Raw genomic sequence first — 23,264 nt, 5'->3', positions numbered from 1 at the left:
GCTTTCTATTGAATATCGATACCTTTAGATTGTTGAACGGCTAAGGGAGATGAAATGGGAAATCTAACGGTCATCGCATTGCGCGTCGTGCTTGTGATGATGTTCGCAGGCTCGTTGTTCGTTCAGATTGTGATGGTTCCCCTGCTCGGGGTGGACCTGCGCGAAGCCGACCCCGACGTGGCAGCGATCCGCACTCCGCTTGTCGTCCTCACGGTGCTGACCATCCTCGCCCTTCAGGCGGCGATGGTCTGCGTGTGGGGACTGCTGACGATGGTGCGGCGGGGAACCGTGTTCTCCTCAAGCGCCTTTCGGCTCGTCGACATCGTCATCGGCGCCTTCACTGCGGCATCGTTGCTCACCTTCGGGCTGGGCGTCGCCCTCGCTCCCGGCGAGGCGGTCGCGCCCGGGGTGGTCCTGCTGATTGGGGGAGTCGCGGTCATGATCGCCGCCGTGGCCCTGATCGTGCTGGTGCTGAGGGCGCTGCTCGCCCAGGCCGTGGACCGCGACGCTGAAGCGCGGAAGCTTCGCACGGAGCTGGACGAGGTGATTTGATGGCCATTGTGGTGCGGATCGATGTGGAACTGGCGAAGCGGAAGATGAGCGTGGGCGAGTTTGCCGAAAGGATCGGCCTGACGCCGGCGAATGTGGCGGTGCTGAAGAACGGCCGGGCCAAGGCGGTTCGATTCACCACCCTGGAGGCCATGTGCAGGGTGCTCGGCTGCCAGCCCGGTGACCTGCTGGAGTGGGTCGACGACGACGACCCCGGGGTTCCGGGAGCGCCGGGCACCTCCGCACCCCTCATTGGCGCCCCCAAGCAGGCAGAAGGCCAGTGACCGGGACCGGGACGCCCGCTCCGCGCCGCGGTGTAGCCTGCGCAGGGGGACTCAATGCCTAGGCTGGATGCGTTCTTCCCGCCGGCCCCGCCCTCGGGGCAACCCGGGGACCCGGGCCTCTTCGGCCCGGCGTCGGCGGCATGGCGGATCGGCAGGGAACGGATCCTGCTCGCCGCAGGCCCGGCCGCGCTCCTGCTGCAGCTGGCACACCCGCTGGTCGCGGAAGGGGTTCGGGCCCACAGCAATTTCTCCTCCGACCCGCTGCGCCGGCTGCGGGGCACCCTGGACGCCGTTCTGACCATCACCTTCGGCGACCAGGACCAGGTACGCGCCGCTGCCCGGCACGTCCAGCGCCGGCACCGCCCGGTGCACGGAACGATGCCCGGCGCGGACGGTGCACTGCCGGCAGGAACGCCCTACCGCGCGGACGATCCTGACCTGGCACTTTGGGTGTTCGCGACGCTCGTCTGGACGGCGGTCACCGTCACGGACGGCTTCGCGCGCCCGGTCCCGGACGCCGAACGGGACGCCTATTACCGCGACATGACCGGGCTGGCGCACCAGTTCGGCATCCCCGCCCGGGTGCTCCCCGAGGACTATCCCGGACTGGCGCGGTACGTGGACCGCCAGGTCCGCGATGTCCTGCGGGTCGGACCGACGGCCTCGGCCCTCGCACGGCAGATCCTTGCGCCCGACCCGCCGATCCTGGCACCACCGGCACGGGCCGCAGCCACCGTGCTTGCGGCAGGGGTGCTCCCGCAGGCCGTACGGGACGCCTACGGCCTTCCGTGGCGGCACCGCGACCGGACCGCCCTGCGCGCCCTCCAGTGGGCAAGCCGGCGCACGCTACCGCTGCTGCCCGCCGGTCCCCGGTACTGGCCCCACTACCGCGTCGCACTGGACCGGTTCGGCACCTGAGCGGCTGCGGGCAGGCTCCAATGCCCTGTCTTTCTTTGATTTCCACTCAGGGCGAATTTAGACTACAAGGGTCGTCAGCGCCGACGCGCAAACCACGGCACGCGCGCCCCTCCACCTGCGCGAAGTTCAGCCGGGCCGGAGACGTAGGTTGCATCCTCAGCGGGAGGACCCGCGGAGGTGCACGACCCGCCCGGCCCCGTCGGGCACGGACCCCTGCCGGTCCCCATTCCATGCAGGCCACCGCCGCGGACCGGCCTTCCCCCGCTACTCAGGAAGGGCCGCCATGAACGGACCCCGCGGTTACACCTATGGCAGTGCCGATCTGGAAACCAGCCCCGTTTCGCTCGACGACCTTCGGAAAATCGAAGAAACTATCCTGTGGACGGACGCCGACCGGCAGGCACTCCTTCGGGCTCGGCCGATCCTGGAGCCACGCACCGACAAGATCCTCGACGTCTGGTACGGCTACGTCGGTGACCACCCGTTCCTCATTGAGAGTTTCGCCGGCGCCGACGGAGACCCCGATTCGGATTACCTTTCGGCGGTGCGTGAGCGCTTCAAGGCCTGGGTCGTCGATCTGTGTTCACGCGAGCACGATCAGGACTGGCTGAACTACCAGCACGAAGTGGGCCTGCGCCACACCTCGGCGAAGAAGAACGTCACCGATGCGGTGGAGTCTCCGGCAGCCGAGGTCAGGATGCGGTACCTGATCGGGTTCATCGTCCCCCTGACGGCGACGATGCGCCCGTTCCTCGCCGAAGGAACCTCGGATCCCGAGGAACTGGATGCGATGTACACCGCCTGGTTCAAGGGCGTCACCCTGACGGCGATTCTCTGGTCGGAGCCCTACAGCACGTCCTGGTGAGCCGGACTTCCGCCAGGGCAGTCCGGCTGATTTGATGGCCGAATGAAACTACTTGTCCTTGGCGGTACCGCCTGGCTCGGCCATGAGATCTCACTCCACGCGGTGGAGCGCGGCCATGAGGTGACCTGTGCCGCGAGGGGACGCTCGGGAGCGGTTCCCGGCGGGGCGTCCTTCGTGGACGTCGACCGCGACGACGATGCAGGGCTCCGCCGGGTGGCCGGAGGCCGCTGGGATGCCGTCGTGGACGTCTCCCGGCAGCCCGGCCAGGTCCGGCGCGCCGTCCGGGATCTCCGGAACGCCGGCTGCTACCTCTTCATATCCTCGGGCAGCGCCTATGCGGACCAGGGCCCGGCCGGTCAGGACGAGGACGCGCCCCTCCTGCCGCCCCTCGACTCCGACGTCATGGACACCATGGAGTCCTACGGGTCGGCCAAGGTGGCATGTGAGCAGGCCGTGGTGGAGGCCTTCGGCCCCGCACGCAGCATGATCGCCCGCGCCGGACTCATTGGAGGACCCGGCGACGGGTCCGGCCGCACCGGGTACTGGCCGCTGCGGTTTGCGCACCCTTCCGACCCCGGCGGGGCGGTGCTGGTCCCGGAGGCGCCGGATCTGCCCACGCAGGTCATCGACGTCCAGGACCTCGCCGCGTGGGTGGTCACCTGCTGCCAGGAGCAGCGCGGCGGGGTGTACAACGCCATGGGACATAGCAGATCCTTCGCCGACCATCTCGCCGCGGCCCGCCGGGTCGCCGGGCACGACGGACCGGTGGTGACGGCGGACGCGCAGTGGCTGCACGCCCGGGGTGTGGGCGAATGGGCAGGTCCCCGTTCGCTGCCCCTGTGGCTCAGCGATCCGGACTGGCGAGGGATGAACGCCCGGTCCAACCAGCGCGCACTGGACGCGGGCCTGGTGCTGCGCCCCCTCGAGGATACGCTGAAGGCGGCCCTGGAGTGGGAGGAGGCCCAGGGGCCGGACAGCCCCCGGCGGGCCGGACTCACCCGCGACGAGGAGCGGGAGCTCCTTGCGGCGCTGTCCGGTTAGGGACGCGGGGGCGCCTGCAGGAGGACCACCCGCGTGGTGCCCACGAATACGTGAGCCTTCAGTGCGGCTGGGCCGGGCAGCGCTCGCAGGGCCGCAGTTCCGGGCGACTGTGCCATGTGAGGGGGATTGCATGGTGGGGACGAGGCCGCCTGTCCGCCCTGCCCGGCCGCCCTGTCCGGCGGGCCCATTCGGAGGTACATTGGGCGCAGGCGGGGTCTGAACGGCCCGCCCCGAGGGGGGGGAACTAATGACCAGCACCAGGCGCCCGGCTCAACCCGGACTGTGGCTTACCGTTGCGGGGGCCTGCACCCTCGTCCTCGCCGCGGCCCTTCTGGTGCCGGGCATCGATGCCTTCAACCGGGCCACGTACGGCATGAGCGGCAGTGCGGCGGAAGCACTGACCCTCCTCGGCCTCGGCGCCGCCGCCCTGCTGGCAGGGGCAGTAGCCCTGATCGCCGGCCGCCGGCGTTCCGCCGTAAGAAGGCCCCGCACCTATTCCGACCGGCACGAGGACCACACGCTCCCGGCCGAGGACCGGCCCGTGAATCCGAACGACGCGGGTCTGCGGGGGTACCACACAGGCGTCTGACGCCCGGAGGGCGGTTCGCCGGCCCCCGACCGGTCCCGGCAACGCAGGACTCCTACGCGGTGACCAGGACTGCGCCGGCGAGGGTGACCGCCCCGAGGAAAACCGTCGATACGCCGCCGAGGATCAGACTGCGCCCGCCGGTGCGGGCCAGTTGGGGAATGTGGATCCCGGCGCCGAGTCCGAACATCGCGGCCGCCAGCAGGAGCGTGGCCGTGACCGAAGCGCCCTGCAGCACCGGGGCCGGGACGAGGCCGGTGGAACGGATAAGGACCAGCACCAGGAACCCGACGACGAAGAGGGGTACGGCCGGGGTTGAGCCGGTGCCGGCCGCGCGCGGGTGTTCCTTCGAGCGGCTGATCCCGAAGGAAACGAGCGCGGCCACCGGCGCCAGGAGGACAACCCGGCCGAGCTTTACGACCGTGGCCACCGCCAGGGCCGCAGCGCCGGCGGTGCTGGCGGTTGCCACCACCTGGGCCACCTCGTGCACGGCCAGGCCCGACCACAGGCCGAAGGTCTCATCGGACAGCCCCAGGAGGCTGCCCACCACCGGAAGCCCGAGGATCACCGCGGACCCGTACAGCGTCACCATCGCCACGGCACTGGCCACCTCGTCGTCGTCGGCGTCCACGATGCTCTGCATGCCGGCGATCGCCGAGGCGCCGCAGATGGAGAACCCGGCGGCCATCAGGGTGGAGGCGGCCCGGCTCAGGCCCAGGCGCTCGCCGATGTACCGGGTGAGGAAGAAGCTGACGAACACCGAAGCGACGATGAGCCCGAGCACAGGCAGGCCAAGGCCCACGATCTCCGGGAGGGAAAGCTGAAGGCCCAGCACCACCACCCCCAGGCGAAGGAACCGCTTGGTGGCCGCGCGGATGCCCGGAATCAGGCTCGGGTGGAAGAGTCCGCTGTTCCGTACGAGCAGGCCCAGGCCGAGGGCGATGACGAGGGCCCCGGCGAATCCCTGGAGGTTCGCCAGAAGGACGGCGAGGGCGACGGCGGCGGCCATGACGAGGAGCCCCGGGGCGTGGCCGAGCGCGGCGGTGACGGTACGCGGCAGGGTCACGGGGTCGCTTTCGGAAGGCACGTCGAGGGCATCAGCGCCGTACCGACGCGGGCCTAGTTGGTGAAGTGGGTGGTCGCCGGCGCCGTCGCGACGGACTGCACCAGCTGTTCGGCGAGGACACGGAGTTTGACGTTCTGGTGGCTCGAGGCCCGTCGAAGGATCTGGATGGCCTCCTCCTGCGTGCAGCGGTTCTGGGCAATGATGATGCCCACCGCGATGTCGATGTTCGTGCGTGACTCCATTGCCGCCTGCAGGTTCGCGGCGGCGTCCTTGTGTGCGGCCAGCTGCAGGGCGAGTTCAAGGGTGCTTGCCGCTTCCGCCGCGTACTCCTCGACCCGGCCCACGATGTCGGCGGTGAACACACCGGACTCCTCGGCGTACAGGTTCACCGCGGCTCCGCCGTCGCCTCCGGTCATGAGGGGTACCCCGAGGACCGAATAGAAGCCGCGGCCCTCGATCGCATCGAGGTATTCGGGCCACCTGGGATCGGTCCGGGTATCCTGCACGACGGTGGTCTCTCCGGTCCGGATCGCGGTAAGGCAGGGCCCGTCGCCGTAGCCGTACTGGACCTCGTCGAGCTCGGTTGCGGCGACGCTGCTGCTGGCCACGGTGGCGGCCCGCTCGTTGCGCTTGAGAGTGATGCCGCACTGCGTCTTGACCCCGGGTTCGAGGATGGTTGCGGTGTGGGAGGCGAACGCCTCAAGGAACAGTTCGACGTTTCCGGACTGAAGAATGAGCTGCTGGAGCTGGCGCGCCACCGAATCACTTCCCGCATGTTTCCGCATTGCATCAGCTTAGGGCCAGGACCCGCCGTTTAGCTCATCGGGGGCGGTGCCCCAAAGCTTTTTTCCGGATCTCGCCCGGCGGACCTTTGGCTTTTCTGCGACCCGCCCGTGGAATAACCTCGGTCGTGGACCGCATGCCGGTCCACGGTCCTGATTCCAGGGACCGGTTTCCAGGGTCCGGCACCGGCGCCGGGCCCGCGCAACGCATTCGAGGTTCTTCGGTGGATGAGCAGAGGCAGCGAGAGCTGGCGTCCCGTGCGGCCTCCGAGGCAGGGCTCCACGCCGAGGAGCTGTGGATCCGGTACTTCGCCCTCGGCGGCTCTCTCGCCCAGATCGAGATCGATGCGTATCTTCAAAGGCTCCAGATGATTCCTTCCCTGGAACGGGAAATCCTCGCCCACACACTGAGCGAGGCGTTCGAGGAGACCGGTCGGGAGCTGCCCGGCCTGCCCGCAGGGAGCGGCGGGGCGGAGCCCCGCACGGGAACGGTCCGGGCGGCACGGGCCGATACCGGTGATCCCCTCGAATCACTCGGCGCGGCGGGGGCGGTCTTCCTCACCGCGGAGCAGGCAGAGACCCAGCGAATGCGGGCCCTGATGGAAACGGGTCTCCTCGATTCACCCCCGGAGGAGCGCTTTGACCGGATCACCCGGCGGGCCCGCGAACATTTCGGGGTTTCCTCCTCGATCGTGGCACTGATCGCCGAGCACCGGCAGTTCCTCAAATCGGTCATCGGCGCGCTCGGCCAGAACCTTGAGCGGGAGAGCACCTTCTGCAACCAGACGATCCGCAGCGCGGGGCCCATGGTGGTGTGTGACACGCTGACCGACGATCGATTTCGGTCGAGCCCGCTCGTCGTCGGCGAGCCGCACATCCGCTTCTACGCAGGGCACCCGCTGCTGGGCCCGGGCGGGTGGACCATCGGCACGCTCTGCGTCATCGACCAGAATCCGAGGGGGTTCACCGGTGAGGACCGGCGGGTACTCCGGTCCCTCGCCGAGGCCGCGCAACAGGAGGTAATGCCGTAGGGGAGGTTCGATCCCGAAGCAGTCAGCGCGGTGAAAGGCCTTCGCTGTCGAGGGTCAGGGCGAGCTGGTGCGCTTGTCCGGGACACTGGGGGCCGTTGGGACGGACCACCTCCGCTGTGGCGCGGACCGGACCAAGCTCCCGCGTCTTCCCATCCTGACCGGTGACCGCCGCCCGGATCTCCACCTCGCCGGCGGGAAGGTCCAGCGGTGCGAAGCCAACCAGGGTGTTGTCCGGGCTGGCCGAGGCGGCACAAATTCCGCTGGCGTCGCAGCCCTGGTCGACGGACACCGTTCCCGCACTCAGCGCCACTTCGGCCTCAGTGCACCGGCCCTCGCGGCACACCTCAAGCTCGAGCGCGGCGACTCCGCGGACAGAGTCGGCGGCAACGGTGATCGAGACGCCATCGACCGCCCCGACCGCAGTACATCCGGCACCGAAGGGCGCACCACAGCCGCCGGCGAGCAGGAGCGCTTCACCGAAGACGGCGGAACGCAGCCAGGGCGCTCGAAAGGGCATGCCTCACCCTAACGCGGGCCGGCGGAGGGCAGGGTCGCTTTCCGGCGTCCCGTGCGGGCCCACGGGAGCGGGGCCCCGGACCCGCTCCCGGTACATGACGGCGCCCGCGCCGGGCACGCCCGCGGCCGCCCGTCAAGGCGGCACCGGGTGTGCCTCGGCCTCCGGCCCTGCGGTCGGTGCGCCTGGAATAGGCTGTGCCCATGGTTTTCCAGAAGCACCTCGGAGAAGAGTCCATCCCCGCGGAGGTCCTGGCGGCCCGGCGTCCGGGGACCTCGGACGCCGACTGGGACTCCTTCGAGGCACGGTTCCGCAGCGAATTCCCCCGCCTGCGGTCCCTGTTCCGCCGGATCTACGGCGGTGGCGCCGACGACGAGCTGGTGCTGCTGGCGGTGGAGGCGGCCGAGTCGTGGCAGCAGCGGCCCGCCGGGCTCAAGGCGCTCGACGCCGACCGGGCGACGGCACCGGACTGGTTCGAGTCCAACAGGATGCTGGGCGGGGTCTGCTACGTGGACCTGTACGCCACAGACCTCTCCGGGCTTCGGGCGCGCATCCCGTACTTCCGTGAACTGGGCCTCACGTACCTTCATCTCATGCCGCTGTTCCTCGCGCCGGAGTCGAACTCCGACGGCGGCTACGCGGTGTCCAGCTACCGGGAGCTGAACCCGGCCCTCGGGACCATTGGGGAACTCGCCTCGATCGCCGCCGAACTTCGGGCGAACGGCATCTCGCTCGTCGTGGACTTCATCTTCAACCACACCTCGAACGAACACGAGTGGGCCCGGAAGGCGCTCGCCGGCGACCCGGAATTCGAGAAGTACTACTGGATCTTCCCGGACCGGGAGATGCCGGACGCGTATGAACGCACCGTGCGCGAGATCTTCCCGGACGACCACCCCGGGTCCTTCGTGCCGCTGCCCGACGGGCGCTGGGTCTGGGCCACCTTCCATTCGTTCCAGTGGGACCTCAACTACCGCAACCCCGCGGTCTTCCGGGCGATGGCGCGGGAAATGCTCTTCCTGGCCAACCAGGGCGTGGAGGTCCTGCGCATGGATGCGGTCGCGTTCGTGTGGAAGCAGCTGGGCACGGCCTGCGAGAGTCTGCCCGAAGCGCACCTCCTCCTCCAGGCATTCAACGCGGTCTGCCGGCTCGCGGCGCCGTCCCTGCTGTTCAAGTCCGAGGCGATCGTGCACCCCGACGAGGTGGTGCAGTACATCAGCCCGGGGGAGTGCCAGCTGAGCTACAACCCCCTGCAGATGGCACTGATCTGGAACAGCCTGGCCACCCGGGAGGTCTCCCTTCTGGCCCAGGCCCTCGAGCGGCGCCATGCCATTCCGCCCGGCGCCGCCTGGGTGAACTACGTGCGCAGCCACGACGACATCGGCTGGACCTTCTCCGATGAGGATGCGGCAGAGTTCGGTATCGGCGGGTATGACCACCGGCGCTTCCTCAATGCGTTCTTCGTCAACCGTTTCCCGGGCAGCTTCGCCCGCGGCGTGCCGTTCCAGGAGAACCCGCGCACCGGGGACTGCCGCATCTCGGGCACGACGGCGTCGCTGGCCGGGCTGGAGGCGGGCGACGCCGGAGCCGTGGGCAGGATCCTGCTCGCCCACGCCATCGTGCTCAGCACCGGGGGCATCCCGCTGATCTACCTGGGGGACGAGGTGGGCCAGCTCAACGACTACGGGTACACGCAGGACCCGGGCAAGGCCGCGGACAGCCGCTGGGTCGGAAGGCCCGCCTACCCGGCGGCCCGCTACTCGCTGAGGGACGATCCGACCACCGCGCCGGGAGCGATCTTCCAGGGCCTGCAGCACCTGATCAGGGTCCGGGCCGCCACCCCGGAATTTGCAGGCGGCCGGCTCGTGCCCTTCGGCACCAACAACCCCTCCGTCCTGGGGTACCAGCGGCCGGGTGCGCCCGGCGCGAAGCCCTCACTGGTCCTCGTCCTCGCGAACTTCGCCGACTCCCGACAGGAAGTCACCGCGAAGACCCTCTCCGGCCTGCCCGGTTCCGCCGTCGACCTCATCCCGGGCCTGCACGTCACCCCGTCGACCGGTCTGAGCCTGGAGCCCCACCGCGTCATGTGGCTCCGGTACTCGCTTGAGGCGTCCGTCTGAGTCCTCCGGGAGCCCTATCATGGGCGTACACCCGGAGGAGATCCCATCACACGCAGCCAGCCACCGCGCGCCCGACGGAGAGCGCGCTACGGCCCCGCCGCCCTGACCATCCTGGCGCTGCTGTGCGCCGGCTGCCTGCCCGGCGGCGCGGGAGACCGGGAAGCGCCGGCCAACTCCGCTGCTCCCGCACCGCCGCGTGCATCCGCTCCTTCGCAGGGGGCCTGTGACGACTGCCTGGACGTCGTCGTCACGGGGGACCTGCTGGTCCACCCCCAGTTGTGGGACCAGGCGGCAGCGGACGCCGCGGTGACCGGCAGGACACCCCTCGATTTCGAACCGCTCCTCGCCGGCCAGCGTCCGTACCTCGCGGCGGCTGACCTTGCGGTCTGCCACCTGGAGACCCCGGTGGCCGACCCGGAGGGGCCCTACACCGGCTACCCGACGTTCAACGTGCCGCCTCAGATCCTCACCGCGGCCAAGGAGGTCGGATACGACGCGTGCACCTCCGCGAGCAACCACACCCTCGACGCCGGACCCGCCGGGGTGCTGCGCACCCTCGCCGCCCTCGACGCGGCCGGCCTCGAACACACCGGGTCCTATGCCAGCGCCGCGGACGCGGAACAGCCCCTTCTCCTCGATACGCCGGACGCGAAGGTCGCCCTCATCGAGGCCACCTACGCCCTCAACGGCCAGACACCCGACGAGCCGTGGCGGGTCGACCTGCTCGACGTCCCGGCGATGATCGCCAAGGCCCGGACGGCACGGGAGCAGGGCGCCGACGTCGTCCTTGCCGCCCTCCACGCCGGGGACGAGTACGCCTCCGTGCCCAACGCGCAGCAGACCGAGGTGGCTCACGCGCTCGCCGACAGCGGGCTGGTCGACTTCATCTACGGGCACCACACCCATTCGGTCCTGCCGATCGAGAAGTACAACGGCACCTGGATCGCCTACGGGCTGGGCAACGCGGTGACCGAACTGTCCCCGGTCTACGACGTGAACAACGAGGGCCTGGCGGTCCGCGCTCGATTCAGCCGGGACGAGGCCGGGCAGTGGGCGGTCAGTGACCTCGCCTGGCTTCCCTCCGTCATCGTGTCGAACCCCTACCGGTGGTGCGCGCTGGGCCCGGACCGCCCTGCCGGATCCTGTTCGACGCCCGGCCACGAGCAGGCGGTGAAGGACCGCACCCGGTCGGTGGTCGAGTCGCTCGGTGCGGCCACGGCGGGAGCTCACCCCTGGGACCTCGAGGCCGATGAAAAGAGGGCACCAGCAGATCCCTGACCCAGCAGGGCGCGGACCGGCGGACCCCCGGACCCCCGGACCCGCCGGGCGGATTCGCTTATTCGACCGCCGGGCTGTAGCGTTCTTACTACGCCGCGGGGTGGAGCAGTTCGGTAGCTCGCTGGGCTCATAACCCAGAGGTCACAGGTTCAAATCCTGTCCCCGCAACGAAAACAGAAGTCCCGGTCCCGGGTAGGGGCCGGGACTTCTGCGTTAACCTGCCGCTTCAGCCTCCCCACCCTGGACGGCTCGGGCGCCCCGGCGCCTCCCCCCGGCGCCTCCCCCCGGCGCCTCCCTCGGCCGTGCTTCCCGCGGGCGGTGCTTCACTCGGGAGGTGGAACGAAACCGGTGGGAACGTCCCATTTCGTTGGCACCCTCCTGCCACTGGACCGACACTGATTCCCGGAACGCCCGCTCGGGCGCCAATCAGTCCAACTGGAGGAAAAATGCGTGTACTAGTGGCCGGCGCCGGCGGCGCCATCGGACGTCCCATCGTCCGTCACCTCGTCTCCTGGGGCCATGAGGTGTGGGGAATAGCACGGGGAAACGAGGGCGCCGCGCGCATCGCGGCCGACGGCGCGACGCCGATTATCGCGGACGTGCTGGACCTTGAGGATGTGACGCGGGCGGTCGCAGGCGTGCGGCCCGAGGTCGTCATCGACCAACTCACGGCACTGCCGCGGCACTACTCGCCGCAGGCGATGCGCGACACCCTTGCCAGCTCGAACGAGGTAAGGGTGCGCGGAGGAGCGAATGTGCAGGCGGCCGCCCTTGCCGCGGGCGCGACACGTTTCATCGCGCAGTCGGGCTCCTACTTCTACCGGCCCGGCCAGGGGCTCGCCGAGGAATCGGAGCCCTTCGTCGCGGACGGGCCGCCCCTCGTGGATGGAAGCGCCGCAGCCTTCGTGCAGGTCGAGGACCGGATCCGGTCCCTTCCCGAGGGCACCACCGGACTGGTCCTTCGCTACGGGTTCTACTACGGCCCGGGAACCTGGTACTCACCGGACGGCGACATGGGCGAGCAGGCGCGGGCCGGGCAGCTGGGCGTGCTCGGCTCCGGTTCCGGGATCTGGTCCTTTGTCCATGTGGACGACGCGGCGGAGTTTACGGCGAGGGTCGCCGTTGAGTCCCAGGCGACAGGGGTGGTGAACGTCACCGACAGCGACCCCCTTCCCATGCGGGACGTGATGCGGGCCTTCAGTGCCTTCGCGGGGGGTGTCGCACCGGCCGAGTATCCGATCACCGAGGAGACCGACGCGGACGGGGCGTTCTACGCGACGAAGATGAGGGGAGCAAGCAACCGCCGCGCGCGGGAGGAGTTCGGGTTCAGCCCGCGCCGGCTGGAATGGCTCCGACCCTGAATCCAGCCCGGAGCGCGTTCGGCCGTGACCGTTCCTGTGCGCTGTTCCGCGTCCCGTGCGGCAGGCCGCTCCGCTACCAGCCGCGCTCGAACCACTCCGCGAGGTGCGGCCGTTCGGCGCCAAGTGTCGTCCCCTTCCCATGGCCGGGATGGACGAACGTGTCATCGGGAAGATAGTCGAACACCCGCTCATTCACGTCGGCGAACAGCGAAGCGAACCGGGCGGGGTCGCCCTGGGTGTTGCCCAGCCCGCCGGGGAAGAGCGAATCGCCAGTGAAAAGGTGCGCCGGGCCCTGCGGGTCGCGGTACAGCAGGGCCACGGAGCCCGGCGTGTGTCCGCGGAGGTGGATGGCCTCCAGATCGAATCCGTCGAAGGAACCGACGTCGCCGTGCTCGAGGGGCACGTCGGTCGGCACCTCGATGGCGGGGGCGTCGGCCGCGCCGGCGGCCGTGCGTGCCCCGGTCGCCTCCACGACGGCGGCCAGCGCCCGCACGTGGTCCCAGTGCGAATGCGTCGTGGCCACGAGGACAAGCCGTGCGGCGGCGAGGGAGTCCTGGGCACCCTCCGCCAGCAGGCCGGCGATGGCGGGCGCGTCGTCGGCCGCATCGATCAGCACCTGCTGCCCGGAACCGCGGGCGGTGAGCAGGTACACGTTGTTGTCCATTCCGCCCACCTCGAGCCGGCGGATCACCACTGAGGAAAGCTCGGCAAGAATCATGGACCCACCCTAGGACAGGAGCGCCCGCGGGGCCGCTCCGATGCGGGCGGGCTTCACCTTGGGGCGCATAGCGGCCGAGCACCTCAGCCGACGTCCCGTTCGCGGTATTGTGCACGTAACAGGGCCCCGGCGGGGCGGTTCGGCATGCGCGGCACATCAGGGGCCGCCGCGCCCGGCGGAAGGGGCAGCAGTGGAGAGTGAAATACCCGAGTGGCTGAAACTCGATCCCTCGAGCCCGTATCCGCCCTATGAGCAGCTGCGTCAGCAGATCGTCGAGGCCGCGAACAGCGGGCGCATCGCCGTCGGCGTCCGGCTGCCCCCGGTGCGGACCCTCGCGGCGCATCTGGGAGTGGCGGCGAACACCGTCGCCCGCGCCTACCGCGAGCTGGAGCGGGCGCAGATCGTGGTGACCCGCTCCCGCGCGGGAACGGTGATCGCCGCGGCCGGGGATGAGGCCCGACGGCGGGCCGCCGAGGGGGCGGCGGATTACGCCCGGATCGTCAAGGCCAGCGGGCTCAAGGAGGAGGAGGCCGTGGCCTATCTGCGGGCGGCATTGCGCCGAGCGTGAACCGGCCCGGCGCGTCGCACCGGTGTGGCGCGAATTAAACCCTATTCGAATATGTCTTCGAAGCGGGATTGAATTACAGTGGAACGGTGTCAATAGCCAACTCCCTGGAACAGCACTCTTCCGACCCCTTGATTCCGCATCCGGACCTTTCGCGCCTCGTCGTGAAGGGTGCACGCGAGCACAACCTCAAGAACGTCGACCTCGACATGCCCCGGGACGCCATCATCGTCTTCACCGGGCTCTCCGGGTCGGGGAAGTCATCCCTCGCGTTCGACACGATCTTCGCCGAGGGTCAGCGCCGGTACGTCGAGTCGCTCTCGGCCTACGCCCGCCAGTTCCTGGGCCAGGTGGACAAGCCCGACGTCGACTTCATCGAGGGCCTCTCGCCGGCCGTGTCGATCGACCAGAAGTCCACGAGCAAGAACCCGCGGTCGACCGTGGGCACCATCACGGAGATCTATGATTACATGCGCCTGCTCTGGGCGCGCGTGGGCCGCCCGCACTGCCCCATCTGCGGCGAGCCGGTGGCCAAGCAGACCCCCCAGCAGATCGTCGACCAGCTGCTCGAACTCGACGAGGGAACGCGCTTCCAGATCCTCGCGCCCGTGGTCCGCGGCCGGAAGGGCGAGTTCGTCGACCTGTTCCAGGAGCTCTCGGCCAAGGGCTACTCCCGCGCCCGCGTTGACGGCGAACTCGTCCAGCTGACGGACCCGCCAAAGCTGGGCAAGCAGTTCAAGCACACCATCGAGGTCGTGATCGATCGCCTCGTCGTCAAGGAGGGTATCTCCCAGCGGCTCACCGATTCGGTCGAGACCGCCCTGAAGCTCGCCGAGGGGCGCGTCCTGGCCGACTTTGTCGACCTGCCCGACGACGACGCCAAGCGGGTGCGCGCGTTCTCGGAGCACCTCGCCTGCCCCAACGAGCACCCGCTGGCCATCGACGAGATCGAGCCGCGGTCCTTCTCCTTCAACAACCCGTTCGGTGCCTGCCCCGTCTGCACCGGCATTGGAACGAAGCTTGAGGTGGACGAGGAACTCGTCGTCCCGAACCCCGACCTCAGCCTCGCCGAAGGCGCCATCGCCCCCTGGTCGCTGGGCACCGCGACCCTCGAATACTGGACCCGGCTCCTCGAAGGACTGGCGAAGGAACTGAACTTCAGCATGGACGTCCCGTGGCGCAAGCTTCCGGACCGTGCCCGCGAGGCGGCCCTGTACGGCAAGGACCACAAGGTGGTCGTGCAGTACCGCAACCGCTTCGGTCGGGAGCGCAAGTACAGCACCGGCTTCGAGGGGGCCGTGCAGTACATCCACCGCAAGCACCTCGAAACCGAGTCGGACCATGCCCGTGACCGGTACGAGGAATACATGCGGCAGATCCCGTGCCCCGAATGCGGCGGCGCGCGGCTTAACCCGGCGTCCCTGTCGGTGCTTATCAACGGCAAGTCCATCGCCCAGGTGGCGGCCATGCCGATGCGCGACTGCAGCGACTTCCTGAACAACCTCGTCCTGACCGGGCGTGAGGCGCAGATCGCCAACCAGGTCCTCAAGGAGATCCAGGCCCGCCTGACCTTCCTGCTCGACGTCGGCCTCGAGTACCTGAACCTCGAGCGAGCCGCCGGAACCCTCTCCGGCGGAGAGGCCCAGCGGATCCGCCTCGCCACCCAGATCGGCTCAGGCCTCGTCGGCGTGCTCTACGTCCTCGACGAGCCCTCGATCGGCCTGCACCAGCGCGACAACCGCCGCCTGATCGAGACCCTGACGCGCCTGCGCAACCTCGGCAACACCCTGATCGTCGTCGAGCACGACGAGGACACCATCCACGAGGCGGACTGGATCGTCGACATCGGCCCCGGCGCCGGTGAACACGGCGGCGAGGTGGTCCACTCAGGCCTGCTCAAGGACCTGCTCACCAATGAGAAGTCCATCACCGGCGACTACCTCTCGGGACGCCGGAAGATCGAAATCCCGGCCAAGCGCCGGAAGATCGACAAGTCGCGCCAGCTGAAGGTCGTCGGCGCCCGCGAGAACAACCTGAAGAAGCTCGACGTCTCCTTCCCGCTCGGCGTAATGACCGCGGTCACCGGGGTCAGCGGCTCCGGCAAGTCGACGCTCGTGAACGACATCCTGTACAAGGTCCTCGCGAACAAGCTCAACGGGGCCAAGCAGGTCGCGGGGCGGCACAAGCGCATCGACGGCCTCGACCACCTCGACAAGGTGATCCACGTCGACCAGAGCCCGATCGGACGCACGCCCCGGTCCAACCCCGCAACCTACACCGGGGTGTTCGACCACATCCGCAAGCTCTTCGCCGAGACCACCGAGGCGAAGGTCCGAGGCTACCTGCCCGGGCGGTTCTCCTTCAACGTCAAGGGCGGACGCTGCGAGGCCTGCTCCGGTGACGGCACCCTGAAGATCGAGATGAACTTCCTGCCCGACGTCTACGTGCCCTGCGAGGTCTGCCACGGCGCCCGCTACAACCGGGAAACCCTCGAGGTGCACTACAAGGGCAAGACCATCGCCGACGTGCTCGACATGCCGATCGAGGAGGGCGCCGAGTTCTTCGCCGCGTTCAGCCCGATCGCCCGGCACCTGAACACGCTCGTCGAGGTCGGCCTCGGCTACGTCCGGCTGGGCCAGCCCGCCACCACCCTCTCGGGAGGCGAGGCGCAGCGCGTCAAGCTCGCCAGCGAGCTGCAGAAGCGCTCCAACGGCCGCAGCGTGTACGTGCTCGACGAGCCGACCACCGGGCTCCACTTCGAGGACATCCGCAAGCTCCTCCTGGTCCTGCAGGGCCTGGTGGACAAGGGGAACACCGTGATCACGATCGAGCACAACCTCGATGTGATCAAGAGCGCCGACTGGGTGATCGACCTTGGGCCCGACGGCGGCTCCGGCGGCGGCGAGGTCATTGCCACCGGCACCCCGGAACAGGTGGCGCGCAGCGAGAGGAGCCACACCGGCACCTTCCTGGCGGAGATCCTTCCGGCGTCCTCCTGAACATTCCCTGCGGGGAATAGGAGTGCGGCGGGCGGGGAGCCTTGTGGCAAACTTGCCCGGTGACTAATTCGCAGGCGCTCGTCCTCTTCGACCTCGACGGAACCCTGATCGACCCCGCCGGGTCCATCACCGGAGGCATCGAAGCGGCCCTGCGGGAGCACGGGCTGCCCGTGCCAGACCCGCGCGTGCTCTCGAGCATGGTGGGACCCGCACTGGTCACCTCGCTGCGGAGCATCGCAGGCGTACCCGAGCACCTCATCGACCCGGTGATGGGGGCCTACCGTGCCGGCTACCGTTCCATCGGCATGGCGCAGAGCCGCCCCTACCCGGGGATTGCCGACTGCGTGCGTGCTCTGCGGACGGACGGGGCGCGGGTGGCCGTGGCGACCCAGAAGCCGGAGTGGCTCGCCGAGGAACTGCTGACGGCTCAGGGCATGATCGGCCTGTTCGACTCGGTGCACGGGGCGCCGCGGGACGAACGCGCCGCCGCGGCACTGCCGGGAAAGAAACCCATCATCGCCGCGGCGCTGGCGGAACACGCGGGCCGCTACGGCAGCGCGCTCATGGTCGGAGACCGCTCGCACGACGTGCTGGGGGCGGCCGATAATGGGCTCAGCTGCGTAGGAGTGTCCTGGGGCTTCGCCGCTCCGGGCGAGCTCGAGGAGGCTGGCGCGATCGCGGTCGTCGACAGCGCGGATAAGCTCCTGGAGGTGCTGCGTGGGAATCTATGACCTCACCCGCAGCACCACGCGCGGCCTCATCGCAGGCCTCTGCCGGCCCACCGTTGAAGGGCTCGCGCATGTCCCCACCGAGGGTCCGTTCATCGTCGCGGCCAACCACCTCTCCTTCCTCGACAGCGTCCTCATCCAGGCCTTGATGCCGCGCCGGGTGGCGTTCTTCGCGAAGGCCGAGTACTTCACCGGCACCGGCGTCAAGGGGGCGATGATGCGCTCCTTCTTCGAGGGTGTCGGCTCAATTCCCGTGCAGCGGGGCGAACAGGCCGCCAGCGTGCAGGCCCTGAAGACCCTGCTCGACCTGCTCGAGGAGGGCAGCGGCGTCGGCATCTATCCGGAGGGCACCCGGTCCCGCGACGGGCTGCTTTACCGGGGACGGACCGGCGTGGGCTGGCTGGCGCTGACCACCGGAGCCCCGGTGGTGCCGGTGGGCCTGATCGGGACCGAGGCGCTTCAGCCTGCGGGCAGCAACGGCATCCGGCCGCAGCACTTCACCATGAGGATCGGCGCGCCCCTGTACTTCGAGAAGACCGGACCGGGCCATCCGCTGCCGGCCCGGCGCAGCGCCACCGACACCATCATGGACTCCATCGCCGCGCTCAGCGGGCAGCAGCGCTCCGCCAGCTACAACAAGGGCGCGCCCGCGGATTAGCGGACCCCCGCCGGTCCGTCGTTCGATGCGCCCGCACCTCGGCACCGGTGCGCGCAGGGCGTAAGCGTCAGGGCCGCCCGGTCAGAGAACATAGGATTGAGCTGTGGCAAACCCAGCAAGCTACCGCCCCAAGACGGGGGAAATACCGCAGGACCCCGGCGTGTACCGGTTCCGCGACGAGCATGGCCGGGTCATCTACGTCGGCAAGGCGAAGAATTTGCGCTCCCGCCTCAATTCCTACTTCGCCAACCCGCAGGGCCTGATGCCCCGCACCCGGGCCATGGTCCACACCGCCGCCGGCGTGGAGTGGACGGTCGTGGGGAGCGAACTCGAGGCCCTCCAGCTCGAATACACCTGGATCAAAGAATTTAGTCCGCGCTTTAACGTGATGTTCAGGGACGACAAGTCCTACCCGTACCTGGCGGTGACGATGGGGGAGAAGTTCCCCCGCGTGCAGGTGATGCGCGGCGACAAGAAGAAGGACACCCGGTACTTCGGGCCCTTCTACCCCGCCAAGGCCATCCGGGAGACCGTCGATACGCTCCTGCGGGTCTTCCCCGTGCGCACCTGCAGCACCGGTGTCTTCCAGCGTGCCGAACGCTCCGGCCGGCCCTGCCTGATGGGCTACATCGACAAATGCTCGGCGCCCTGCGTCGGGCGGATCTCCCCGGAGGACCACAAGGCCCTCGCCGGGGAGTTCGCGGCGTTCATGTCGGGCGAGGCCAAGCGCTTCATCACCGGGCTCGAAGCGAAGATGGCCGCCTCGGTCGCCGAACTCGACTACGAGGCCGCGGCGCGGACCCGCGACGACATCGCCGCGCTCCGGAGGGTCTTCGAACGCAATACGGTCGTCCTCAGCGAGGACACCGACGCCGACATCTTCGCCCTGACCGAGGACGAGCTTGAGGCCGCGGCTCAGGTCTTCCACGTGCGCGGCGGGCGCATCCGCGGCCAGCGCGGCTGGGTCGTGGAGAAGGTCGAGGACATGGACACCCCCGACCTGGTGGAGCACCTCCTGCAGCAGGTGTACGGCGAGGGCGGGGCCGGCAACGACCGGATTCCGCGCGAGGTCCTCGTGCCCGTGATGCCCAGCAACGCCGAGCAGGTCCTCGAGTGGCTGCGCGGGCTCCGCGGGGCCCGCGTCGACGTGCGGGTGCCGGTGCGCGGCGACAAGGCCACCCTGATGGGTACGGTCCAGCAAAACGCCGCTGACTCGCTGCGCCTGCACAAGAGCCGGCGGGCCGGGGACCTCACGACGCGGTCGGCGGCGCTGACCGAACTGCAGGAGGCACTCGAGCTGCCGCAGCCGCTGATGCGCATCGAATGCTTCGACATCTCCCACGTCTCCGGCACGAACGTGGTCGCCTCCATGGTGGTGGTCGAGGACGGACTGCCGCGCAAGTCGGAGTACCGCCGCTTCTCGATCACCGGCGACGCCGCCCGCGACGACACCGCCTCGATGTACGACGTGATCTACCGCCGGTTCCGGAACTACCTCGCCGGCCGCGTGCCGGAGGACACCGGCAACGGCACCGGCTCCCTCGCCGATGGGGAGGGCACCGGCTCCCCGGCGGACAACGACGCCGACGCCGGGGCGGAGGCCCTTCCGCTGGCGGACACCACGACGGCGACGACGAAGAACCGGTTCGCCTACCCGCCGAACCTGGTCGTCGTCGACGGCGGCCCGCCCCAGGTGGCCGCGGCCTCCCGCGCGCTGGCGGACCTCGGCATCGACGACGTCTTCGTCGTCGGCCTTGCGAAGCGGCTCGAGGAGGTGTGGGTGCCCGGCAGCGACTTCCCCGTCATCCTGCCGCGGGCATCTGAGGGACTGTTCCTGCTGCAGCGCATCCGTGACGAGGCCCACCGCTTCGCCATCAGCTTCCACCGCCAGAAGCGCGGGAAGTCGATGACCGAATCGGCCCTCGACGGAATCCCGGGTGTTGGGCCGTCGAAACGCAAGGTCCTGCTGAAGCACTTCGGTTCGGTGAAGAAGCTGAAGGCCGCCTCAGTGGAGGACCTGCTCGAGGTCCCGGGCATCGGTCCGGCCATGGCCGAAGCCATCCGGAACGGGCTGGCCGGCGGGGCGGTGCAGGACGCTGCTCCCGCTGTGAACCTGACCACGGGCGAGATCCTCGATTCTTAGCTAGGCTGAGGACGGCGCCCGCTGCCTGCGGCGCAGCATATCCGCACCACCTACGCCGGAACGGACGCATACATGACTGAGGCTGACAGCCTGACCCCGGTCAAACCCACCGAATCGGAGCTGCTGGTCGTGACCGGCATGTCGGGTGCCGGACGCAGCACGGCGGCGCACGCGCTTGAGGACCACGGCTGGTACGTCGTCGAGAACCTCCCGCCGCAGATGCTCGGGACGCTGACCGAACTGGTGGCCCGCATGCCCCAGTCCATCCCGAAGCTCGCCGTGGTGATCGACGTGCGGAGCAAGAAGCTGTTCAACGACATCAAGGCCGCCCTCGCCGCGCTGCGCGCGGCCGGGGTCAACTACCGTGTGCTCTTCCTTGACGCCGACGACGCGGAGCTGGTCCGCCGGTTCGAACAGGGCAGGCGCCCCCACCCGCTCCAGGGCGACGGCCGGATCCTCGACGGCATCGCGGCCGAGCGGGACGTGCTCAAGGAGGTGAAGTACGCCTCCGACATCGTCGTGGACACCACCGACTTCAACGTCCACGCCCTGGCCACCGCCGTCACCGAACTCTTTTCGGAGTCCGGGCCGATCGTGCTGCGGCTCAATGTGCTGAGCTTCGGCTTCAAGTACGGCCTCCCCGTTGACGCGAATTTCGTGGCCGACGTCCGGTTCATCCCCAACCCGCACTGGGTGCCGCAGCTGCGTCCGCAGACCGGGCTCGATGAGCCCGTGCGGGAGTACGTGCTGGGTGCCGCCGGCGCCTCGGACTTCGTCAGCCGCTACGTCAACGCCCTGATCCCGGTCCTCGACGGCTACCGCCGCGAGAACAAGCACTATGCGACGATCGCGGTCGGCTGCACCGGAGGAAAGCACCGCTCCGTCGCGGTGACCGAGGAGATCGCCCAGCGGCTCGCCCAGCTGCCCGGGGTGCAGGTGGCCGCCCACCACCGGGATCTGGGGCGGGAGTAGTGGCACTCTTTTCGGGGCCGCTGCCCCTGATCCCGGTTCCGACGGCGAACCGGCGCGATGGCGAGCCGGCAGAGAAGACGCCCTCGGTGGTGGCGCTCGGCGGCGGCCACGGGCTGTCCGCTTCGCTGTCCGCGCTGCGCCTGCTGACCCAGGACCTCACCGCCGTGGTCACCGTCGCCGACGACGGCGGGTCCTCCGGCCGGCTGCGCAGGGAACTTGGCGTCCTTCCGCCCGGGGACCTGCGGATGGCGCTTGCCGCCCTGTGCGACGACACGGACTGGGGCCGCACCTGGCGCGACGTCATGCAGCACCGCTTCACCTCAACCGAGGGCGTCGATGGCTCGCTCGACAACCACGCGCTGGGAAACCTGCTCATCGTGACCCTCTGGGAACTGCTTGGCGACCCAGTGGCGGGCCTGCAGTGGGCCGGTGCGCTGCTGGGTGCCCGCGGCAAGGTCGTGCCAATGGCCAGCGTGCCCCTGACCATCGAGGGGGACATCCTCACCGAGTCCGGGGGAGGGCTGCGGGTGAAGACCATCGTCGGGCAGGCCCAGCTGGCGGTCGCCGCCGAGGGCGGGAACGTCAGCAACGTCCGGCTGCTCCCGGAGGCAGCGCCGGCCTGCAAGGACGCCCTCGAGGCGATCGAACTGGCCGACTGGGTGATCCTCGGCCCGGGCTCCTGGTACACCTCGGTGCTGCCGCACCTGCTGCTTCCTGAGCTCCGTGACGCGCTCTGCCGCACCTCCGCCAAACGCTGCCTGACGATGAATATGACGAACGACACCAAGGAGACCCAGGGCATGACCGCCGTGGACCACCTTGCCGTGATTAAGCGCTACGCGCCGGAGTTCACCGTGGACGTCGTGCTGGCCGATCCGGCGGTCGTGGGGGACCGTGCGCAGTTCGAGGCGGCGGTCGCCGCGATGGGTGGGCGGGCCGTTCTGGGTAAAGTGGGATCTTCAACCGGAAAACCCGTCCATGATCCGCTTCGCCTCGCAACGGCGTACAAAGACATGTTTGGGGAGAACTAGGAGTGAACTGGTGGCGCTGACTGCGGACGTCAAAGAGGAGCTCTCGCACCTCGAGGTTAAAAAGTCCTCGGTACGCAAGGCCGAGGTGTCCGCCCTGCTGCGGTTCGCCGGCGGGCTGCACATCATTTCGGGCCGGATCGTGATCGAAGCGGAGGTCGACCTCGCGTCGACCGCCCGCCGGGTCCGCTCGGCCATCGCCGAGGTCTACGGGCACAACAGTGAAATCATCGTTGTGTCCGGCGGCGGCCTGCGCCGCGGCAACCGCTACGTGGTCCGGGTGGTGCGCGACGGCGAGTCCCTCGCCCGCCAGACCGGCCTGCTCGATACCCGTGGCAGGCCCGTGCGCGGGCTGCCCTCCGCCGTCGTCAACGGCTCCGCGGCCGACGCCGAGGCCGTCTGGCGCGGCGCGTTCCTGGCGCACGGGTCCCTGACCGAGCCGGGCCGCTCGTCCTCCCTCGAGGTGACCTGCCCCGGCCCGGAATCCGCTCTGGCCCTCGTTGGCGCCGCGCGCCGCCTCGGTATCGCCGCCAAGGCGCGGGAGGTCCGGGGCGTGGACCGCGTGGTGATCCGCGACGGTGACACCATTGCGGCGCTGCTCACCCGCATGGGCGCCCACGACGCCCTCATGGTGTGGGAGGAACGGCGGATGCGCAAGGAGGTCCGTGCCACGGCGAACCGGCTGGCGAACTTCGACGACGCCAACCTGCGCCGGTCCGCGCAGGCAGCCGTGGCCGCCGGCGCCCGCGTGGAGCGGGCGCTTGAGATCCTCGGCGAGTCGGTCCCGGAGCACCTCCGGTACGCGGGGGAGCTGCGGGTCGGTCACAAGCAGGCAAGCCTCGACGAACTTGGCCGGCTCGCCGACCCTCCGATGACCAAGGACGCCATCGCGGGGAGGATCCGCCGGCTGCTGGCCATGGCCGACAAGCGGGCCCAGGAGATCGGGATTCCGGGAACCGACGCCAATGTCACCGCCGACATGCTGGACGAGTGAATCCTTGCATAGGATGGGAGGGCAAGCCTGCCGCTTCGGCGGCGGGACCCCGGCGGTCAGTCTC

At 69.4% G+C, this 23,264-nt stretch carries 22 protein-coding genes and 1 tRNA gene; 19 read left to right on the top strand and 4 right to left on the bottom strand.

The window, feature by feature from the left end:
- The first annotated feature begins 54 nt into the window (after window positions 1–54).
- From I6N91_RS11490 to I6N91_RS11465, 6 genes are all read left to right on the top strand, one after another.
- Window positions 55–552, top strand: a complete 498-nt coding sequence (locus I6N91_RS11490; RefSeq protein WP_198812688.1) for a DUF2975 domain-containing protein — start codon at window positions 55–57, stop codon at window positions 550–552.
- Window positions 552–833, top strand: coding sequence for a helix-turn-helix transcriptional regulator (locus I6N91_RS11485; RefSeq protein WP_233091766.1), 282 nt, complete (start codon window positions 552–554; stop codon window positions 831–833). Before I6N91_RS11490 ends, I6N91_RS11485 begins: the two co-directional genes overlap by 1 nt.
- Window positions 834–887: 54 nt before the next feature.
- Window positions 888–1,751 (top strand): oxygenase MpaB family protein, encoded by an 864-nt coding sequence (locus tag I6N91_RS11480; protein WP_198812687.1) that lies wholly within the window; start codon window positions 888–890, stop codon window positions 1,749–1,751.
- A 283-nt stretch (window positions 1,752–2,034) separates the two neighbouring features.
- A complete protein-coding gene (locus tag I6N91_RS11475; protein ID WP_198812686.1) occupies window positions 2,035–2,616 on the top strand; it encodes a protoglobin domain-containing protein in 582 nt (193 codons plus the stop codon).
- Between the two features lie 42 nt (window positions 2,617–2,658).
- Entirely contained in the window at window positions 2,659–3,657 is a 999-nt protein-coding gene (locus I6N91_RS11470; protein ID WP_198812685.1) for an oxidoreductase, read from the top strand.
- Between the two features lie 247 nt (window positions 3,658–3,904).
- On the top strand, window positions 3,905–4,246 hold the full coding sequence (locus tag I6N91_RS11465; protein ID WP_198812684.1) for a hypothetical protein: 342 nt from the start codon (window positions 3,905–3,907) through the stop codon (window positions 4,244–4,246).
- A gap of 52 nt (window positions 4,247–4,298) precedes the next feature.
- Here I6N91_RS11465 and I6N91_RS11460 read toward each other — a convergent pair whose 3' ends face one another.
- Together I6N91_RS11460 and I6N91_RS11455 are read right to left on the bottom strand one after the other, a co-directional pair.
- Window positions 4,299–5,330: a YeiH family protein gene (locus I6N91_RS11460; RefSeq protein WP_198812683.1), complete on the bottom strand. Its 1,032-nt coding sequence runs from the start codon at window positions 5,328–5,330 to the stop codon at window positions 4,299–4,301.
- A 32-nt stretch (window positions 5,331–5,362) separates the two neighbouring features.
- A complete protein-coding gene (locus I6N91_RS11455; RefSeq protein ID WP_198812682.1) occupies window positions 5,363–6,094 on the bottom strand; it encodes a GAF and ANTAR domain-containing protein in 732 nt (243 codons plus the stop codon).
- Between the two features lie 221 nt (window positions 6,095–6,315).
- Here I6N91_RS11455 and I6N91_RS11450 point away from each other — a divergent pair, with 221 nt between their 5' ends.
- On the top strand, window positions 6,316–7,122 hold the full coding sequence (locus I6N91_RS11450) for a GAF domain-containing protein (protein ID WP_198812681.1): 807 nt from the start codon (window positions 6,316–6,318) through the stop codon (window positions 7,120–7,122).
- Between the two features lie 22 nt (window positions 7,123–7,144).
- On the opposite strand, the gene I6N91_RS11445 is transcribed toward I6N91_RS11450, so the two are convergent.
- Window positions 7,145–7,639, bottom strand: coding sequence for a hypothetical protein (locus I6N91_RS11445; RefSeq protein ID WP_198812680.1), 495 nt, complete (start codon window positions 7,637–7,639; stop codon window positions 7,145–7,147).
- 200 nt (window positions 7,640–7,839) lie between these two features.
- Here I6N91_RS11445 and I6N91_RS11440 point away from each other — a divergent pair, with 200 nt between their 5' ends.
- The 4 genes from I6N91_RS11440 to I6N91_RS11425 all read left to right on the top strand — a co-directional run bounded on the left by I6N91_RS11440 (window position 7,840) and on the right by I6N91_RS11425 (window position 12,395).
- Complete coding sequence (locus tag I6N91_RS11440; RefSeq protein WP_198812679.1) at window positions 7,840–9,756, top strand: alpha-amylase family protein; 1,917 nt, start codon at window positions 7,840–7,842, stop codon at window positions 9,754–9,756.
- Window positions 9,757–10,032: 276 nt separating this feature from the next.
- Window positions 10,033–11,034 (top strand): CapA family protein, encoded by a 1,002-nt coding sequence (locus tag I6N91_RS11435; RefSeq protein WP_374058947.1) that lies wholly within the window; start codon window positions 10,033–10,035, stop codon window positions 11,032–11,034.
- 94 nt (window positions 11,035–11,128) lie between these two features.
- Window positions 11,129–11,202, top strand: a tRNA-Met gene (locus I6N91_RS11430).
- Window positions 11,203–11,480: 278 nt separating this feature from the next.
- A complete protein-coding gene (locus I6N91_RS11425) occupies window positions 11,481–12,395 on the top strand; it encodes an NAD(P)-dependent oxidoreductase (RefSeq protein WP_198812678.1) in 915 nt (304 codons plus the stop codon).
- A 73-nt stretch (window positions 12,396–12,468) separates the two neighbouring features.
- Here I6N91_RS11425 and I6N91_RS11420 read toward each other — a convergent pair whose 3' ends face one another.
- Window positions 12,469–13,113: an MBL fold metallo-hydrolase gene (locus I6N91_RS11420; RefSeq protein ID WP_198812677.1), complete on the bottom strand. Its 645-nt coding sequence runs from the start codon at window positions 13,111–13,113 to the stop codon at window positions 12,469–12,471.
- A gap of 190 nt (window positions 13,114–13,303) precedes the next feature.
- Between I6N91_RS11420 and I6N91_RS11415 the strand changes: the two genes are divergently transcribed.
- The 8 genes from I6N91_RS11415 to whiA all read left to right on the top strand — a co-directional run bounded on the left by I6N91_RS11415 (window position 13,304) and on the right by whiA (window position 23,200).
- Complete coding sequence (locus I6N91_RS11415) at window positions 13,304–13,681, top strand: GntR family transcriptional regulator (protein ID WP_307843334.1); 378 nt, start codon at window positions 13,304–13,306, stop codon at window positions 13,679–13,681.
- 86 nt (window positions 13,682–13,767) lie between these two features.
- Window positions 13,768–16,677: an excinuclease ABC subunit UvrA gene (gene uvrA / locus I6N91_RS11410; RefSeq protein ID WP_198812675.1), complete on the top strand. Its 2,910-nt coding sequence runs from the start codon at window positions 13,768–13,770 to the stop codon at window positions 16,675–16,677.
- A gap of 59 nt (window positions 16,678–16,736) precedes the next feature.
- Window positions 16,737–17,408, top strand: a complete 672-nt coding sequence (locus I6N91_RS11405) for an HAD hydrolase-like protein (RefSeq protein WP_307843333.1) — start codon at window positions 16,737–16,739, stop codon at window positions 17,406–17,408.
- On the top strand, window positions 17,395–18,063 hold the full coding sequence (locus tag I6N91_RS11400; RefSeq protein ID WP_198812673.1) for a 1-acyl-sn-glycerol-3-phosphate acyltransferase: 669 nt from the start codon (window positions 17,395–17,397) through the stop codon (window positions 18,061–18,063). Before I6N91_RS11405 ends, I6N91_RS11400 begins: the two co-directional genes overlap by 14 nt.
- 103 nt (window positions 18,064–18,166) lie before the next feature.
- Window positions 18,167–20,206, top strand: coding sequence for an excinuclease ABC subunit UvrC (gene uvrC, locus I6N91_RS11395; RefSeq protein ID WP_198812672.1), 2,040 nt, complete (start codon window positions 18,167–18,169; stop codon window positions 20,204–20,206).
- 72 nt (window positions 20,207–20,278) lie between these two features.
- A complete protein-coding gene (gene rapZ, locus I6N91_RS11390) occupies window positions 20,279–21,178 on the top strand; it encodes an RNase adapter RapZ (protein ID WP_120168241.1) in 900 nt (299 codons plus the stop codon).
- On the top strand, window positions 21,178–22,209 hold the full coding sequence (yvcK, locus tag I6N91_RS11385; RefSeq protein ID WP_198812671.1) for a uridine diphosphate-N-acetylglucosamine-binding protein YvcK: 1,032 nt from the start codon (window positions 21,178–21,180) through the stop codon (window positions 22,207–22,209). The genes rapZ and yvcK overlap by 1 nt, the downstream gene beginning before the upstream one ends.
- Window positions 22,210–22,219: 10 nt before the next feature.
- On the top strand, window positions 22,220–23,200 hold the full coding sequence (whiA, locus tag I6N91_RS11380) for a DNA-binding protein WhiA (RefSeq protein ID WP_120168237.1): 981 nt from the start codon (window positions 22,220–22,222) through the stop codon (window positions 23,198–23,200).
- The last annotated feature ends 64 nt before the right edge of the window (window positions 23,201–23,264 follow it).

Origin of the sequence: Arthrobacter sp. MSA 4-2 (assembly GCF_016405885.1) — a bacterium.
Classification (GTDB): domain Bacteria; phylum Actinomycetota; class Actinomycetes; order Actinomycetales; family Micrococcaceae; genus Arthrobacter_D.
This window is presented reverse-complemented; position numbering and strand designations above follow the sequence as displayed.

Coding starts and splice junctions, on each gene's coding strand:
- I6N91_RS11425 (WP_198812678.1), top strand. CDS start 11,481: ATGCGTGTACTAGTGGCCGGCGCCGGCGGCGCCATCGGACGTCCCATC.
- I6N91_RS11420 (WP_198812677.1), bottom strand. CDS start 13,113: ATGATTCTTGCCGAGCTTTCCTCAGTGGTGATCCGCCGGCTCGAGGTG.
- I6N91_RS11490 (WP_198812688.1), top strand. CDS start 55: ATGGGAAATCTAACGGTCATCGCATTGCGCGTCGTGCTTGTGATGATG.
- I6N91_RS11485 (WP_233091766.1), top strand. CDS start 552: ATGGCCATTGTGGTGCGGATCGATGTGGAACTGGCGAAGCGGAAGATG.
- I6N91_RS11470 (WP_198812685.1), top strand. CDS start 2,659: ATGAAACTACTTGTCCTTGGCGGTACCGCCTGGCTCGGCCATGAGATC.
- I6N91_RS11455 (WP_198812682.1), bottom strand. CDS start 6,094: ATGCGGAAACATGCGGGAAGTGATTCGGTGGCGCGCCAGCTCCAGCAG.
- I6N91_RS11480 (WP_198812687.1), top strand. CDS start 888: ATGCCTAGGCTGGATGCGTTCTTCCCGCCGGCCCCGCCCTCGGGGCAA.
- I6N91_RS11465 (WP_198812684.1), top strand. CDS start 3,905: ATGACCAGCACCAGGCGCCCGGCTCAACCCGGACTGTGGCTTACCGTT.
- I6N91_RS11445 (WP_198812680.1), bottom strand. CDS start 7,639: ATGCCCTTTCGAGCGCCCTGGCTGCGTTCCGCCGTCTTCGGTGAAGCG.
- rapZ (WP_120168241.1), top strand. CDS start 20,279: ATGACTGAGGCTGACAGCCTGACCCCGGTCAAACCCACCGAATCGGAG.
- I6N91_RS11440 (WP_198812679.1), top strand. CDS start 7,840: ATGGTTTTCCAGAAGCACCTCGGAGAAGAGTCCATCCCCGCGGAGGTC.
- I6N91_RS11475 (WP_198812686.1), top strand. CDS start 2,035: ATGAACGGACCCCGCGGTTACACCTATGGCAGTGCCGATCTGGAAACC.